The following is a 16,259-nucleotide window of genomic DNA, read 5'->3' as shown; positions in this document are numbered from 1 at the left end:
CGCTGCCGAACTACCGCTGGTGGCATTCGGCAGCCCTCGCTCCGCGCTATCGGAACATATGTAGATTTAAGAGTCAAACTATGTTGGTTGGGACCAGATCATTCATGCGAATTAACAGACGCCAGCCTTTTAAAGACATAGGGTGTCAAACCCTCATGAAGCGTAAGCTTTGTCGCTGAAGGTAGCCTGTCGAGCCTCAGCTTGCGCACCGAGCGCGTTCCGTCCACGTCGAGCCCCTGATCGGATACGGCGCCGACGTCAAAGCGTGGGAGGATGTACGGCCCCTCTGCATCTCTACCGACAATGTATGATATGGTTTGCCGATTGTTCAGCAGCATCTCGCCGTCGACGAGCTTTATCGTGCCGCAGAAGTCGTTTGCGAACAAGCCGTTCGCGCTGGCATCAACAACAGGCTTACGAAGATAAATAAATAAAGCAACAAGCAATACAGTACCGGTTGCAACGACACCTATGCTAATTACACGTCTCATCTTCGCTCCCCCCTTTGCGTGTCGGACGCTCTTCCTCTCGGCCCGTACACGGTTCGGCGTTTCGTCGCCCCTCCGCTTTGAGCCTCACGCTGCTAGTACTAGACCCACAACAACATATGTAGATTTATGAGTCAAGTAGGTCTGCAGAGGCCCAGCCAGTCGCGTGGGTTGTTGAAGGGTTCCTACAACTACCGGGCAAGCAAATCGCGCGAGGCGTCTGCAAGAATTCGCGTGTGCCACCGCGAAATAGATACCACCGCCACAAATTCGATCGCCAGCTCGGCGACTTGCGCCCTCAAGGACGACAAATCGAGCATCAATACGCCCATGAATAACGACAGCGTGATCATTGCCGCTCCAATCAGCGTGCCGCACTTCACGATGCGCGGCCAGTCACCCTCCACGAGCATCCAAGCAAGAAATAGGTGCGCCATGCCGAGCAGAAGCCACGTGATCAGCAAGACCGGGATGGCGCTGTTCTGGGACCAGATCAAATAGAGGTTCGGCCCGTCGCTGGCGCTTGGGTTGCCGAAAGGCGGACCTTCCGCCGAGGACAGGAAGCCGACCGCCTGCTGGAACTGCATAGCTGCCATCGGGATGAGTACTCCCAAAGCGAGCGCGTAGGTCGCAACGATTAGTCGCCCTTCGCTGTGCTTCCCGATTTCGCGCCATGCTGCGAACAGGCAGCCGAGAGCGAACAGGAATGGACGCCGATCCTCCACCGCGGCTTCGAACTCCGCTTCCATGGCCATCGCCCACGTTCGGCGATCCGAGCCGAGAGACCGACTGGCCAATGCCAGCAAAGCCCGCGACACAGCTGCTGTCACGCGAAGGCGGCTTTGGTGAAGGTCATTGGGCCGGCGGATGTTGCCGTCCGCGCAAATGCCACTCCAGCATTCGTCAAACGGTACGCATGTCGAGCAGGACGGCCGGGTTGTTCTGGTTCGCGCCACTCGGCCTCAACAAGCCCCTGGTCGGTCATGCGGATCAGTAGCGGGTACAGCGTTCCAGACAGAAGCCCCGTTTCTTTCATCAGATCGTAGCCGTGGCGCCACTGCTGCGTATGCGCCGCCAGCGCTTCCAACAAGATCAGCATTTGCTTCGATGGTCGACGATTACGGCCCATGCTCCTACTCAACCTAAGTAGAGTTATCTGTCAACTGCCCAGCTGGCAGTATGGACCTGCTATCCGCCGTTCCGACGGTGGTGCCTGCCTGCTGGCGGTCAGCGAACGGGCATGTCACACAGCGCCAAACTATGAGCGATGCGGTAACGACGTGGATCGACCAATTTGAGCCGTTCAAATGGCTGAACTTATCGCGGTCTGCCCCATCATGAAGCAAAAAGAACAAACTGCCGAAGTTGGGACAGGGAAGCACCCAATGGATGATCGATAGCTGGCGAAACACGCGCTGCCCTCCGGCTTCCCGCTAGACCCATTTCCGGACATTCAGAGCCCCCCGGTTCGTTCCCAACTCCGGCCATTCATTCAGGTGGGATGCCATGGATATCCGCATCAGGTCATTCGCCGGAACCGCTCTGGCCAACGATGACATGTCAGTAGCGGCCCCTTTGCTCGACCCGTCGCCGTTGCAAGGCCAGACGAAGCGGCAGGTCCCACCAGCGGTAAGCGGCAAAGGCGAAGGCTATCGTGAAACCATAGAGGGCCGCCGCAACCGCCACCGTGGCCCATGTCGTCGTGCCACCGGCAGCGATTCGATTCATGTACAGGTACACAAAGGGATAATGCGTGATGTACAGCGGGTAGGATAGCTGCCCTGCCGCACGGCATAGGCGGCTCACCATCCGACCGCCGCCAGAATGCCGCCCCAACACGATGATCGCTGGAAACAACAGCAGCACGCAGAATGCCTGATACAGGCCGTTCAACTTGAGGCCACCGTAGCTGGGCAGCACGGGGGCGGCGAAGACGACGCCGAGGCTCAGGCTGAGCGGCACGAAGCCGATGCGCCATCGCGGCAGCCGGTCATGCAGGCGGAAGATCAGCAGACCGGTGATGAACGGATAGGCAAGCCGCACAGGCGCGCCCCAGAAATTGGCAAGCCCCCAACCGGTATCGTAAGACCCCAGCGACAGCGCCATCGCCGCGGACACCAGTCCGGCGATAAGCGCTGTTATCGCCAGCGCTTGCGTTCCGAGCCGCCGGAGCACCAGCGCATAGGCCAGATTGCCGATATATTCCTGTAAAAGCGTCCAGGCGGGGGCATTCAGCGGATGACTGTCCCCCAAGCGGTTGGCCAGCGGCGCGGATGGCAAAGCGAACAACGCCATGACGAACGCGAACACGATGAGTATTCCCGGCGCATTCTGCCGATTGCCCGCGAACGGGTCGGCCACATAGCTGAGCAGCCCCAGCACCGCGCCCAGCACGACGAGGGGGTGCAGCCGGATCAGCCGGCGGATTAGGAACTGGCGTGTCGACATCGTTCCCCAACGATCGTCATAGGCATAGCCGACGACGAAGCCCGACAGCGCGAAGAAGAAATCGACAGCCAGATACGCATGCGGCAGTAGCAGTCGTGGCGCATCGAACAGCACCGTGATGCCCTGGATATGGAACGCCACAACCAGCAGCGCTGCGGTGCCGCGCAGCCCGTCGAGAACCCCGAAATGAGTCTTGCCGTCCCGGATCGGCACCACGGCATCCAGTGGACCCTGCGCAATCATCGCCGTGCCGCTCGTGCGGGGTTACCCACGACCGTCTCTCCAACTGCGACATCACGGGTGACCACGCTGCCGGCGCCGACAATCGCATCGTCACCAATCGACACGCCGGGTAAGATCAATGCGCCACCGCCGATCCAAACGTTCGCGCCGATCCAGATTGGCCGTCCGAACTCCAGCAGCCGCGCCCGCAGAGCGGGGTCGCGGGGATGGTCGGCGGTCAGGATCTGCACGCCCGGCCCGATCTGCGTACCGGCACCGATATCGACGCGCACGACGTCGAGCACGACGCAGCCGAAGTTGAGGAACGCTCCTGCGCCGAGATGGATGTTATAACCGTAATCGCAGTAAAATGGCGCTCGGACGGTTACCCTTTCTCCGACGTCCCCCATTGCCTCGCGTAGCAACCGATCGCGAGCGGCCGCTGAGGCGTCAGCCATGCCGTTGTACCGAGCCATCCACGCCGCACTGCGCGCCGCGTCGGCCGCCAGTTCGGGATCGTCGGCGGTGTAAAGCTCGCCCGCCAGCATCCTAGTCTTCTCGCTCATCACATTCAGCTCAGATCATGCAGGTCTTTGCCGAGCGGCGGGGTAATCCGCAGATCGGAAAACCGTACGCCCAGCCCCTCCCGCTCGGGCGTGCAGGCCATGGGGCCGACGCGATATGAAGACATCACGGGAAACGGTGCCAATCGAACAAGAGGCCACGTTATGCCATCCGCCGACACTTGCAACCGCAACACACCGTTGGCGACCGTGGCACGCATCCAGAAATCGCGTGGATCGTGTGCGTAAGGGCTGGTCGCCCAGTCCGAGCGATCATCGGTCAGGACGCTGCTCAACATCGCGCGGCTATCGGACAGTTCGATTCCGGCCTTGATCCAGCGACGCTCGTCGATCCGGATCATGATACCTGCCTGATCATAAAGCTGTCGATACTCCCCGCGAATGCGCAGCTGCGCCGTGAACGCGGCAGGAGTGGCGAAACCAAGGAAATGACCGGAATCCCGTGTGAAGCCATAATGCGTCTCGCGCCAGAAATCGGTGGCCCGATCGGTGACCAGTGTCACTTCTCCCCTCGCATCCACGTTCCAGCGACGGGGCGCATTCAACCAGACGCCGTCGCTTCGCCCCAACACGGTATGTGCCACGGTCCCGCTGCCGCGTGCGATCGACGGCACCGCGAGCGCCGTTGCACCACCAATGATCGTGCGCCGCGATACTATTGCTTCCTGCATGCCCCCCGTCCTCCCTATACGCTACGACAGCGGAGCGACGCCCGCTGACGAACAATTTGTACAAATGTACATGTGCTTTGCAAAGGGGGTGCCGTGAGCGGCGGGACGAAGCGGAAAGATCCTGAACGCCGACAGCGGATCGTCGAAGTGACGCTGGATGTCGTCGCCGAATACGGCGTGACCGGCACCACGCATCGCCGCATCGCGGCGGCTGCAGCCGTGCCGCTCGGGTCCGTCACCTATTATTTCGCGACACTGGACGACCTTATCGCAGCGGCATTTCTGCAACTGGCCGAGCAATCGTCGGAGGAATTTGCGAAGCGGATGGCAATGGCAGGCGATCGGGACAGCGCCAAGGCGGCGATCGTCGCCATCATCGCGGGATCGATATGGGCGACACCGCGCACCTTGCTGCTCAGCTACGAACTCTATGCCTTTGCCGCACGCCATCCGCCCGTCGCCGCGGTGATGCAGCGATGGATGAGCAATAGTCGCGTGGCGCTCGAGCGCTTCTTTGATCCGTTGACGGCAAGGGCGCTAGACGCGCTGGTCGAGGGCATCGGCATCCACAATTCAATCGACACCGAGCCGCTTGAGGAAGATTCCATTCGGACGATTGTGGATCGCATTACCGGCATAAATAACAACTTTAGACAAAACTGACGGTTTGGACAAAGCGACCCACAAGCCGCCATTCAACGGTACTAAGACGGTTCCCATCTTCGGACACTCATTCATCAGCCCGCCCTTTGATCTGGCTAGGTGCTTGGTGATCTGAGGGAGTTGCGTTCGAGGATCTGCGATGTAATTGCGACCCCTCGTTCGCCGCCGCAGTTGGTAAGCGCCCCGTACCCATGACCGGACTTGCGGTCGATAATCGCACTCGCAAACCATAGGGTGTTCGACCCATCGTGCGTTAGTCTGCTGGCCGGAGAGTCGGATGGTCCGTTGAGGCTCCAGCCCCCGGCATAGCCCAAATCCGGCTGGGCTGGGGTAAGCAAGTGCTTTAGCGTCGTTGTACGAAGAAAAGGTGGCCCGCCGCCCAAATAACTGGCCAGGAATTGCGCGTAATCCGAGGCGCTGATGTGTACGCCGCCGGATGGCCATAGTACCGCCGGATTGTCAGCCTCACCAAGGGCCGGGTCAATGGGTTTCGATATGCCACCATTAGCTTCCCGCCCCCACGGCCCTGTTCGAGGAGGTGCCCAAAACCCCGCTTCGGCAATACGCAAAGCTCTGAAAACTTCGCCCCGCAGTGCCTCCTCCCATGTAACGTTGACCGCCTCTTCAATAGCTGCGCCCACCATCACGTAGTTCAGATTGCCGTAGCGATAGACACCCCGCCTTTCCGGCGGAGCACTGCTAAGAACGCGCTCAACCAGATCGCGCCGTTGTTCATTGGCAGATTTTGGATCGGCGCGCCTCGCGTCCAACCACCGAGGGTCAACGAAGGTATCGGTTAGGCCTGCTGAATGACTTAATAGTTCCTCGACACGTATGTCGACCCAAGCATGATGCGATGCGATTGCGGGGAAGAGACTAGGTACGCTTGCGCCCCATCGGCACCGTCCGCGATCGACCAAGCGAGCGTATAGGGCGGCTGTCATTGCCTTGGTATTGGAACCGATGTGCCAACGGAACGACGGATCGAGAATTGCGCCATCTTCGCCCTGCGAGATAATTCCCGATACGCCCGCCTTCGAACATGTGAGGCCCACCGCTCCATTGGGTATGACGTCCGCTCCACGCACAGCGCCTGATAAAGCGGCCCCCGCTGCACCCACGAGGAAGCTACGTCTTCTCAACTGCCCTCGCCCCATCATAATCTGACTTGGCGGATTGTTAGGGCATGAGATCAACAGGGGATATGATTAACTCGGCCTGCTCGCAAACGTACCGATTCCGGGACTGGTGTCGTTGCCAGCTGTCGGACCAACCTCATCTACAGCGGCGTCCAATGCAGCAAATCCAGATAGACAGCTGCCGTTCGACGTGTATTGTTTGAGCACCACACCAAGGAGGCCTCCTGCATGCTGCTACCCATACTCGCTGCGGCAGCAACGCCTGCTGTGACCGCTGCACAACAGCAACCTGTCCAAGTGATGGTGCTGGGTAGCTATCATTTCGGCAACCCTGGTCGTGACAAGGTGAATGCCCACGTCGACGATGTCACCACGCCGCAGCGCCAGCGCGAACTGGAAGCACTGGCTGATGCCATCGCTGAGTTTGAACCGACGCGGGTCATGGTCGAGGCGCAACGCCCGGGCCCGACCTACGATGTGACGGACTTCGCAAGGTTTTCCCCAAAAATGCTCAAGACCGACCGGGACGAGACAACCCAGATCGGCTACCGCATCGCTGCTCGCGCCGGCCTTCGGTCCGTTCAAGGTATTGACGAGCAACCCGACAAGGGTGAACCGGACTATTTCCCGATCGGCCGGGTCGAAGCTTATGCAAAAGCTCACGGGCAGCAGGCCTATCTCGACGCCGCCTTTGAAACGGTCCAGGCGTCTGCCAAGAAGTTTGAGGCAGAGCAGGCAACCACCAGCATACCGCGGATGCTGATCCGCTATAACGACCCCGCTACGCCCATGGGTGGACAGGATTCATACTACTCCCTGCTCCGACTTGGTGACGGTAACGAGCAGCCCGGCGCAGATCTGAATGCCATGTGGTACCTGCGCAATGCGAAGATCTTCGCAAAGCTCATCAATGTGGCCAAACCGGGCGATCGCATCCTCGTCGTGTACGGGGCTGGCCACGGGTACTGGCTGCGACACTTCGCCTCGACGATGCCGGGCTACAGTTCGGTTGATGTCAGGCCCTATCTTGAGAAGGCAGCCAGCAAACTGGCCGCGCCGAGATGAACCAGTCGCTCCTTGCCATACCAGCGGCGGTTCTGCTGATCGGTGCGACCAACGTACATCGCGACTGGGCAGCGACCTTGCGAATGGACGCCAAGGCTTATCACGACCAGATCGCCGACAATCACCCTGGTCCCTACAACAAACTCGACCCCGGCTTTGCGCGTCGCAACGATGCCGGTCTGGCGTTGGCCCTGCGTCGTGCGGCAACCGCTGGAGACTACCCAGGATATCTATGGGCGATGCGCGGTTACGTGGCGAGCTTCAACGATGGGCATGTCGCGCTCGACCTCGATCAGCCAGCCGCCCTGCCGATCCGCTGGCCCGGCTTCCTGACCGGCTTCGACGGCACCGGACGTCAGGTCGTGATGACCCGAGCCAATGACGCCCCCCTACCGCTCGGTGCAATGCTCGCAAGCTGCGATGGCATTGATGCCGAACACCTGGCTGCCCGCAACGTCGGCGCCTTCCGAGGCAGGTGGGAACTGGTCAGCCAACGAGCGACCAATGGTGGTCGGTTGTTCCTCGACGCCGCCAACCCTTACATCAAGCGCCCAGTCCGCTGCCGCTTCAAGGTCGATGGCAAGCTAAAGGACGTGACGCTCAGCTGGCGCGATCTGCCTGATGCAGACTTCGACGCACGTTTTGCCGCTACCGCACCGCGGGCACGTCCAGAGTTCGCGGCTCGAACCCTTGCTGACGGCACGCGCTGGTTCTCGCTCCCCAGCTTCAACGGTGACCCCGACAGCGCTGATGCCAAGTCCCTAACGCCAATCATCAAATCGATGAGGAAGGACGCCCTCGCGATCGCAGCGGCACAGCGCATCGTGCTCGACCTTCGAGGCAATGGCGGTGGATCGTCCGACTGGTCGTATCAGATTGCGGCGATCCTCTGGGGCCAGGCTGCAGTGAACGCGCTGCCATCAGGATCGGAAGGCGTCGACTGGCGCGCTTCGGCGGGAAACATCGCCACGCTTGAAGGCTATCGTACCGCCTGGCAGAATTCCGCCGATGTCTCGCAGGCGGTGAAAGACTGGGCCGCGCGTACCGCGAAGGGCATGACATCTGCCCGCGCCCTCGGCCAAGCGCTCTGGCGTGAAGTGGATGCCGACGAAGCTAAGCCAGCGGCAACCGGCGCTGCTCACATGCTGAAAGCGCGGGTATTCGTGCTGACGGACTGGGGATGCGGATCGGCATGCCTTGATGCGGTCGATCGATGGACCGCGTTAGGCGGCATTCACGTCGGGCAGGAGACGAGCGCTGACTCGCTCTACATGGACGTACGGCAAGTCGCTCTGCCCAGCGGTTTTGCCCGGGCCGTCATTCCGATGAAGGTGTATCGCGGCAGGAAACGCGGTTCGAACGTCCCGGCCAGGCCGGTACATGCTTACACCGGCGACATGCGCAATACCGATCAGCTCGAGCGCTGGATCACTGCCCTTTAGCCTTAAACAGTAAAATGCATCGTCTGTTCGACTACTTCGATGCCCGCGCATCCCACCATGAAATGGGCATTCTTTTGAAAAAGCTATTATCGGCTGGGTTGCTCATTAGTTTGGCGTCTGGAGCGAATGCTGCCCCAACGGGTCCGGTGCGGCTGCCGTTGGAAAGTTACCGCAAAGGCGTAGCGGCACGAGTGAAGGTGGCCGGCCGGGAGCGGCTTTTTCAACTCGACACTGCAGGCGGACTGACGGTGATCTCACCAGCGCTCGCGAAAGAGATGGACTGCCAACCCTGGGGATCAATCACCGGGTTTCATATGACCGGCACGAAGATCACCGCCCCACGTTGCGACAATGTTGCAATCCACTGGAAGAACCAGACCCTACAGAGCCCTGTTGCAATCGTCATGGACGTGGGGTCTCCCGACACACCGATCGATGGTCTGCTTGCCCTCGACGCATTCGCCGGACGCACTGTAACCATCGATTTCGCAGGTCGCGAACTCACGTTGGAAACACCTGAAAGCGCGGCTGGGCGCAAGGCGAACGCGGTGGAGCTTCCTGCTCATCTGGCTCGTGAAATAGGCGGCCTGGCGCTGTCTGTGTTCATTGACGTCCCCACCGAACGTGGACCGGCGCGCCTCGAGCTGGACAGTGGCAATGGCGGCACGATCCTGGTTGCACCAAAACTTCTTCCTCTACTCGGCTTGAAGAAGGTTACCGGCGAGGGACCGCAACAAGGCCACTTCCAGATCGCTCCCGGTGTCGAAGCGTCCGGGATGATCTTCAGCCCCGACATCGTGATCGATGGAAACCTTGGCATGCCGTTTCTCAAAGATTGGGTGGTCACCATGGATCTTGCTCAAGGACGGGTTTGGCTCAAACGCAGTGCCGTTGCAGCACCCGCCGGCATGGGGACCCCGCCGCCAGTGAAGCCTGCGGGGTAAGGGGATGCTAGTGAAAATGTTAATGATGGGCGCGTTGCTCGCCGCCCTTCCCGCCGGACCATCGCAAGACCGCGGCCCACAAACGATAAGCCTCGAACTTTTTCAAGGTAAGCAGTTCACTGTTCAGGCATCGGTTGGCGGCCGCGAGCGGACCTTCTTGTTTGACACCGGCGAGGGGGTGACAATGATTACGCCAGCCCTGGCCCGCGACCTTGGCTGCGAACCTTGGGGCAATGTCACGGCGTTCCGTATGACCGGAGAGCGCCTGGATCTACCACGCTGCGATGACGTTGCTTTCAAAATGGGCAGCCACGCCTTCATAGCACCGACAACGATCGTCTACGATCTCGGCAAGCTCGATGCCGACACTGCCAGGCTGGACGGCTCGATCGGGCTAGACCTCTTTGCTGGCCGTATCATCACTATTCGCTTCGCTGGTCGCCAGATCGTGATCGAAACACCGGGCTCCCTCGCGGCGCGTATGAAGTCCGGTCTCGAAGTGCCGGTTCGGCTGGTGCGGGGAGCAGAAGGTGCCGCCCTCGATGTCAACATCGGGGTAAACACCCCCCGGGGCCGTGCCTGGATGGAACTGGACTCTGCCAATGCAGGGCCGACCATCTTCGTGTCGCCGCAGATCGCGCCGCATCTAGGCTTACGCGCGGACATTCGGACGGCTCAGCCGGTTAGCGCAACGATTAGGCGCGACGTAGTATTTACCGGGCAAGCACGCGTCTTTCCGAATATGATAATGGACGGCAATATCGGCATGCAACTGATGGGCAGGCGCGATCTGACGGTCGATTTGGGATCCGGCCGCGCGTGGATCGGTAAGGCGCAATGACATACTTGCTTGGACTGATCGGCGTTCGGCTCTGGGTAGGCGGCGCGTTAACATGAGTGAGCCAGTGAGAAATGATGCCCACTTCTCCCGCCCCTCCTACCTACCAGGCGTCGAACTCGTATCCGTCGAGTATAACGAGCGAGCCTTTCCCGAGCACAGCCATGCGGAATGGGTAGTCGGCGCGGTCATGGCAGGCTGTGAGGCCCTCGCTGTTGGCGGCAGAACCTACAACGTCGAGGCAGGTCAGGTACTGCGTCTTCATCCCGACCAGCCGCATGCCAACCGAACGACGGGAGGTGAGACCTTACGCTATCGCGTCGCGTACATCCCCGACGAAGCGATACGTCCCTACATCGCCGCGCGCCTGAACGCGCCGCGGTTTGACTCCCCCGTGTTGGCTGGCGATCAGTCTCACTCCATCGTTGCTGATGGGCACACTTTATTGTGTCGCGACGACGCGGGGCGATTGGAACAGGAAAGCGCGCTCGCCGATTTGGCTGGGGTCCTGTTCGCCGACCAGGTGAAACAATCGTCGGATGACACCCGCGTATCCAGCGATGCCGTTGCGCGCGCTCGAAGCTACATCGACGCCCACTTCGCCGACGGCTTTGGGTTGGGCACGCTCTCGACCGTATCCGGGATCAGCGTCTTCCATCTTGCGCGTAGCTTCCGCAAGGCAGTCGGGATCACCCCCCTTGCGTACCGCAATCAGTGCCGCATCGTCGCAGCACGACGCCTGCTTTTGGCAGGTCAGCCAATCGCGGAGGTTGCGCTTGATGTCGGCTATGCCGATTAAAGCCATCTCACACGGCAATTCCAGCGTATCGTCGGTGTATCGCCGGCACGCTACGCAAACAGGTAAGCTCGCACCGTTTGCCCGACAGCAATATCGTTCAAGGCGGCGAGATTTCATTCAGCTAACCGCATGGAAGACCACCAGCGAAAGCCGATCACATGCACCACCCCATGACCCGTCGCTCACTGCTTCATGCTGGTATCGCCCTGGGTACGGCTGCGGCATTCCCGCCAGGTATAGCCCAGGCGGGCGAGCCGGCTCATGACGTGACCTATGTCGAGGACTTCGACGAGCTCTGGCGGACACTGGACGAGCGCTACTGCTATTTCGGGGAGAAACGCACCGACTGGAGAGCAGTAAGGCGAATGTATCGCCCGCTCGCCGCTGCCGCCCAATCGTCCGAAGCGTTCGCCGGCGTTGTTGGCCGGGTAATCGGCGAACTGTACGACGCGCACACCCACTTGAATGATCCGGCACCGGATGCGGCGCGCGGGCCATATTTTGATTTGTGGGTCGAACCCAACCGCGATGGTACGGCGTTTGTCACAAGCGTTCGCGATGGGTCGCCCGCAGCCGATGCGGGCATTACGCCAGGGTACAGCGTATTGGCGATCGACGGCCGGCCGATTGGGCAGATCGCCTCGGACATAATACCGCGCTGTCTTAGCCGTCCAGATCCAGCGGCAACGGCGTTTGCGCTTAACGTGGCGGTATCGGGGCGGCGCGGCATGCCAAGGACGTTAACGGTGCGGTCGACCCCAGGTTCGGAACACGTCGTTCCTGTCCGCGTGAAGCAACCTGTTACGCTCCCCAATGTCGAGAGCCGGATGGTAGCTCATGGCATTGGTTGCATCGTCGTTCGCAGCTTTGCTGACGATGCGGTTGTGACGGCCTTCGACGCGGCGCTGGCAAGTTTCCGGAATGCACCCGGACTCATCATCGATGTTCGTCAGAATGGCGGCGGCGACACCGCGGTCGCCCGCCCGATCATGGGGCGATTTATCACCGGGACGATGCCCTATGCCCGCATGCGCAGGCGCGACGGCAACCGACTGAGTGCTGCCTGGACAGAGACCGTAGAGCCGCGGGGCCCCTTTACCTACACCGGTAAGGTCGCTGTCCTCACAACGCGGTGGAGCGCCAGCATGGCGGAAGGCTTTCCCATGGGCATGCGTGGTCTCGGGCGTGCAGCTATCGTAGGAACGCCAATGATGCGGGTAGGTGCCGCGGTCTTTCCGTTACGGCTCGACCGCACTGGTCTGGCGCTGCAATACTCAGCAGAGCCAGTTTACGACGTCCAGGATAAACCCAGATGGGAACTGGAACCCGATGTACCTGTCCTCATGGGCGACGACATTTTGGAGGCTGCAATACGCGATCTGCGATCAGCGTGACCCATCCCCTGCCATTGCGAGCGTCTTGTTCATACTCCAGAATCCGACTGAGATGCGCCGGGTAACAGGGTTGCGACTTGAAAGCGGAGCCCTCTCCATATCGCAAGCAGAGCCGGATGGGCCGCCAGAGGTCACTTCAGCCAGGCGAACGCATCGAACTCGCGTGCGAAGACAGTGCGGGCAGCACGCTCGTATACCTTACGCCCAGCATCGCCATTGGTAAGGACCACGATCGCCAGGCCCGACACGAGGTCCACCACGAATAGGTTCGCGACGCCATCGTTGGTGCCCCAGTGCCAAGCGAAACGCCGCCCACCGTCACTCTCCATTCCCCAGCCTAGCCCCCAGTCGAGTGTTCCCTTCACTCGTGTGGTCTTCGACGAGAGCCCCGGATAGCGCTGTGCGAAAGCTAGGAACCGCGCGTAGTCGCTGGCGGTGGTCCACAATCCGGCTGCCATGTTGGGCGTCATGAATATTGGCATCGCCGGTTTGCCAAGTGCGATGACCGCTTTCTCCCGTTCGCCTAGCGTCCACCGGTCGACTGGTTTCGGCGGGCCAGCATCGCGACGCATCGCATAGCCCGCTGGGCCCTTGTCCACGAGTACACCGCCGCCTCCGTCGTGCGCCCAGGCGACCGCTGGCTCGGTGCCTCGCGCCCATCCATAAATGCTTCGGCCCATCCCCGCCGGTCGCAGGACCCGCGTTTCAACCACCTGAGCGGCGGCCTGTCCTGTAACTGCCTCGACCAACCGGCCGAGCAGGACGAAGCCTTCGCCAGAGTAGCGGAATCGTGTGCCGGGAGCGAACGCGGCTGTTAGTGACTCGCCCGCTTCGTCGCGCCAATTAGGCAAGCCACTAGAGTGGGAGAGCAGGTGGCGAGGCGTAATCGATCGCGTCGCAGCATCATCCGTGAACGCGAAATGCTCCGCCACCGGACGGTCGAGGTCGATCAAGCCCTCCCGCACCATGTCATGAACCGCGACCGCCAGAACCACCTTCGACAGCGATGCTGCTTCGAACAATGTATCGGGTGTCGCGGGCACCGCATTAGCCTTTGCGTAGCCGACCGCACCAGACGAGATGGCGCCGGAGCGGTCCAGCATTGCCCAGCTCGCGCCCGGTACGGACGCCAGGTCCATCCAGGTGGACATGTTGGCAAGCATGCCGGGTGTCGTCGCGGTTTTTGCCTCTGCCGCCATGGCTAGGGCGAGCGTCCCGAAGCACGGGGCAGCGAGCATCGTCCGCCTGGACACCAAATCCATTATCAACTCCCGTCAGCGACCTACTTACTGGCATACAGGTTCGGCGCGACTAGGCTAGCTGAGACCACCGCCGCGGAAAATCGTCGATCGATCCGCGTCAGCGACGACCCATAACTGGCCATTCGGGCTCCGTTTGCCGCTCCCCAACTTCAGACACTCATTAATCTCTGTGCGGGTGTGCCCTCGCCATGAGGATCGGTGCAGCATAAGACTGAGTGATGCGGATCGCGATCATAGACACGAGCACCACGCGTGCTGCGATCATTTCGGAAGGCCTGCGTGAGGCCGGACTCGACGATATCGTCGTTATCGACGGCATGCTCGGGATGGTCGCGGCGTTGGAGAAGGCAGCGCCCGAAGTAGTGCTGATCAACCTCGAAAATCCCAGTCGCGACGTGCTCGAGGAGTTCTTCGCGGTGTCGCGCGCCCTCGCCCGCCCGATCGCGATGTTCGTCGACCAGAGCGATGCGGAGTCGACGAACGCCGCGGTCGATGCAGGCGTGTCGGCCTATATCGTCGACGGGCTCGCCAAGCAGCGGATCAAGCCGGTCATTGACCTCGCGATCCGCCGGTTCCAGGCGTTCGCGAGGTTGCAGGCCGAACTGCACGAAGCCCGCAGCGCTCTCGCCGATCGCACCACGATCGACCGCGCCAAGGCGATCCTGATGAAACGCCGCGGGATCGACGAGCCGACCGCGTACGGCCTGCTTCGCGCGCAGGCGATGCGATCCAACCGCCGGATCGCCGAGATCGCCGACGCGATCGTCACCAGCGATGCGCTCATGGGAGATTTGTGATGGCGCTCGACCGGGTCCGCATCGGTTTCCTCCCGCTGGTCGATGCGGCGCTGCCGATCCTTGCGCGCGAACGGGGGTTCGCGGAGGCTGAAGGACTGGAGATCGAACTCGTCCGCGACATGACCTGGGCGACGGTGCGCGATCGGCTGTTGTACGGGCATACCGACGCCGCGCACATGGTCGCGCCGCTGGCGATCGCGACGGCTTTGGGCCGTGGGCGGCCGGCGGTGGCGATGGCGGTACCGTTCGTGCTGGGGCTCAACGGCAACGCGATCACGCTATCGCTGCCGCTCGCGGCGCAGGTGATGGACGGCGACGCGCTCGGCGATCCGGTGGTGCTGGGTGCGCGACTGAAGGCAGTCGCGACCGAGTGTGCCGCGACGGGGCGGCGGTTGCGGTTCGGCGTGGTGCATCGCTATTCTAGCCATAACTACATGCTGCGCTACTGGCTCGCGGCGGTCGGCATCCGCCCGGATACCGACGTCGAGATCGTCACGACCAGCCCGACCTTCGCTGCCGATGCGTTGGCGGCGGGCGAAGTCGATGGCATCTGCGTCGGCGAGCCGTGGAATGGCGTCGCGGTCGATCGCGGCGTCGGGCGGATCGCGCTGGTAACGGCGCAGGTCTGGCAGCGTGGCGTCGAGAAGGTGCTGGCGATGCGCGCCGCGACGCTGGCCGAGCGTGGCGACGTCGTCCACCGGCTGATCCGTGCACTGCACGCTGCCGCCGCGCAGTTCGTCGATCCGGACACGCTTGTGGAGAATGCGGCGATTCTTGCTCGCGCGGAGTATCTCGATGCCCCGGTCGATGCGGTGGCGCGGGCGGTCGGCGACCGGGTGCGGCTGGTTAAGGATGCCGTGCCCATCCACGTTCCCGACTTCATGTTCCAGTACCGCGAGGCGGCGAACTTCCCATGGCGCAGTCAGGCGGCGTGGCTGTATTCGCAGATGGTACGCTGGGATGGCACGCCGTTCTCGGCCGAGGAGGCGGACGCCGCGCAAGGGGTTTTTCGTCCTGACGTGTATCGCGCCGCGCTGGCGGGCTCAGGCGCGCCACTGCCCAATGCGAGCTCGAAGCTGGAGGGTGCGATCGGCGCTGACAGCATTGGCGCGGGCTCTACGCAAGGACGGCTGATCCTGGGGCGCGATGCGTTCTTCGATCGTCGCGCGTTCGACCCGGATGATATCGAGGGGTATCTGGCTGGATTGCCCTGAAACTCTCTTCTCCCCTCCCTGGGGAGGGGTTGGGGGTGGGTCGGACGGCTTGAGCCGCTTCGGTTCGGACATGCGGAAGCCGACCTACCCCCTGCCCCTCCCTTTCAGGGAGGGGTGTTTTAGCGGTCAATCGCCCCGCCAAACCCAAATCTGCTGCACCCGCGAAATGATGCTTGCGCGATACGGCCACTTCGGTCATCTTCGCATTGTCCGGCGAGGGAGTCGGACACGAAATCATCGCGAGACTGGTTCCAACGACGGGACCTGACCGCGTAGGACGATCCACCGA

Annotated in this window: 17 protein-coding genes; 9 read left to right on the top strand and 8 right to left on the bottom strand. The window is 61.6% G+C overall.

Going from position 1 to position 16,259, the window contains the following annotated elements; translation table 11 throughout:
* Positions 1-98: 98 nt before the first annotated feature.
* The 6 genes from O6W96_RS18580 to O6W96_RS18555 all read right to left on the bottom strand — a co-directional run bounded on the left by O6W96_RS18580 (position 99) and on the right by O6W96_RS18555 (position 4,413).
* Positions 99-491, bottom strand: coding sequence for a hypothetical protein (locus O6W96_RS18580; protein ID WP_353470903.1), 393 nt, complete (start codon positions 489-491; stop codon positions 99-101).
* Between the two features lie 188 nt (positions 492-679).
* Positions 680-1,237: a hypothetical protein gene (locus O6W96_RS18575; protein WP_353470902.1), complete on the bottom strand. Its 558-nt coding sequence runs from the start codon at positions 1,235-1,237 to the stop codon at positions 680-682.
* Positions 1,238-1,314: 77 nt separating this feature from the next.
* A complete protein-coding gene (locus O6W96_RS18570) occupies positions 1,315-1,587 on the bottom strand; it encodes a PadR family transcriptional regulator (protein WP_082452890.1) in 273 nt (90 codons plus the stop codon).
* A gap of 461 nt (positions 1,588-2,048) precedes the next feature.
* The gene (locus tag O6W96_RS18565; protein WP_353470901.1) at positions 2,049-3,179 is read right to left on the bottom strand and encodes an acyltransferase family protein; all 1,131 of its coding nucleotides are present in this window, start codon (positions 3,177-3,179) and stop codon (positions 2,049-2,051) included.
* The gene (locus tag O6W96_RS18560; protein WP_435372246.1) at positions 3,176-3,724 is read right to left on the bottom strand and encodes a sugar O-acetyltransferase; all 549 of its coding nucleotides are present in this window, start codon (positions 3,722-3,724) and stop codon (positions 3,176-3,178) included. Before O6W96_RS18560 ends, O6W96_RS18565 begins: the two co-directional genes overlap by 4 nt.
* A 5-nt stretch (positions 3,725-3,729) precedes the next feature.
* Positions 3,730-4,413 (bottom strand): DUF1349 domain-containing protein, encoded by a 684-nt coding sequence (locus tag O6W96_RS18555; RefSeq protein ID WP_353470900.1) that lies wholly within the window; start codon positions 4,411-4,413, stop codon positions 3,730-3,732.
* Positions 4,414-4,560: 147 nt separating this feature from the next.
* Here O6W96_RS18555 and O6W96_RS18550 point away from each other — a divergent pair, with 147 nt between their 5' ends.
* A complete protein-coding gene (locus O6W96_RS18550) occupies positions 4,561-5,076 on the top strand; it encodes a TetR/AcrR family transcriptional regulator (RefSeq protein WP_353470899.1) in 516 nt (171 codons plus the stop codon).
* A 95-nt stretch (positions 5,077-5,171) separates the two neighbouring features.
* Here O6W96_RS18550 and O6W96_RS18545 read toward each other — a convergent pair whose 3' ends face one another.
* Entirely contained in the window at positions 5,172-6,233 is a 1,062-nt protein-coding gene (locus tag O6W96_RS18545; protein ID WP_353470898.1) for a serine hydrolase domain-containing protein, read from the bottom strand.
* 210 nt (positions 6,234-6,443) lie between these two features.
* On the opposite strand from O6W96_RS18545, the gene O6W96_RS18540 reads away from it, so the two are divergent.
* The 6 genes from O6W96_RS18540 (at position 6,444) to O6W96_RS18515 (ending at position 12,697) form a co-directional block, all read left to right on the top strand.
* Complete coding sequence (locus O6W96_RS18540; RefSeq protein ID WP_353470897.1) at positions 6,444-7,280, top strand: DUF5694 domain-containing protein; 837 nt, start codon at positions 6,444-6,446, stop codon at positions 7,278-7,280.
* Positions 7,281-7,363: 83 nt separating this feature from the next.
* Entirely contained in the window at positions 7,364-8,722 is a 1,359-nt protein-coding gene (locus tag O6W96_RS18535; RefSeq protein ID WP_353470896.1) for a hypothetical protein, read from the top strand.
* A gap of 14 nt (positions 8,723-8,736) precedes the next feature.
* The gene (locus O6W96_RS18530; protein WP_353470895.1) at positions 8,737-9,666 is read left to right on the top strand and encodes an aspartyl protease family protein; all 930 of its coding nucleotides are present in this window, start codon (positions 8,737-8,739) and stop codon (positions 9,664-9,666) included.
* Positions 9,667-9,682: 16 nt separating this feature from the next.
* On the top strand, positions 9,683-10,507 hold the full coding sequence (locus tag O6W96_RS18525) for a retropepsin-like aspartic protease (protein ID WP_353470947.1): 825 nt from the start codon (positions 9,683-9,685) through the stop codon (positions 10,505-10,507).
* Between the two features lie 52 nt (positions 10,508-10,559).
* A complete protein-coding gene (locus tag O6W96_RS18520; protein ID WP_353470894.1) occupies positions 10,560-11,303 on the top strand; it encodes an AraC family transcriptional regulator in 744 nt (247 codons plus the stop codon).
* Between the two features lie 158 nt (positions 11,304-11,461).
* Positions 11,462-12,697, top strand: coding sequence for a S41 family peptidase (locus O6W96_RS18515; RefSeq protein ID WP_353470893.1), 1,236 nt, complete (start codon positions 11,462-11,464; stop codon positions 12,695-12,697).
* A gap of 131 nt (positions 12,698-12,828) precedes the next feature.
* Here O6W96_RS18515 and O6W96_RS18510 read toward each other — a convergent pair whose 3' ends face one another.
* Complete coding sequence (locus O6W96_RS18510; RefSeq protein ID WP_353470892.1) at positions 12,829-13,959, bottom strand: serine hydrolase domain-containing protein; 1,131 nt, start codon at positions 13,957-13,959, stop codon at positions 12,829-12,831.
* A 218-nt stretch (positions 13,960-14,177) separates the two neighbouring features.
* Here O6W96_RS18510 and O6W96_RS18505 point away from each other — a divergent pair, with 218 nt between their 5' ends.
* Both O6W96_RS18505 and O6W96_RS18500 read left to right on the top strand, forming a co-directional pair.
* A complete protein-coding gene (locus tag O6W96_RS18505) occupies positions 14,178-14,756 on the top strand; it encodes an ANTAR domain-containing response regulator (RefSeq protein WP_353470891.1) in 579 nt (192 codons plus the stop codon).
* Positions 14,756-15,970 (top strand): CmpA/NrtA family ABC transporter substrate-binding protein, encoded by a 1,215-nt coding sequence (locus O6W96_RS18500; RefSeq protein ID WP_107955968.1) that lies wholly within the window; start codon positions 14,756-14,758, stop codon positions 15,968-15,970. Before O6W96_RS18505 ends, O6W96_RS18500 begins: the two co-directional genes overlap by 1 nt.
* Positions 15,971-16,259: the final 289 nt, after the last annotated feature.

The sequence above is a fragment of the Sphingomonas faeni genome (assembly GCF_040407495.1).
Lineage (GTDB): Bacteria > Pseudomonadota > Alphaproteobacteria > Sphingomonadales > Sphingomonadaceae > Sphingomonas > Sphingomonas faeni_D.
Note: the sequence above shows the minus strand (reverse complement) of the source record. Positions and strands in the feature narration are given on the sequence as shown.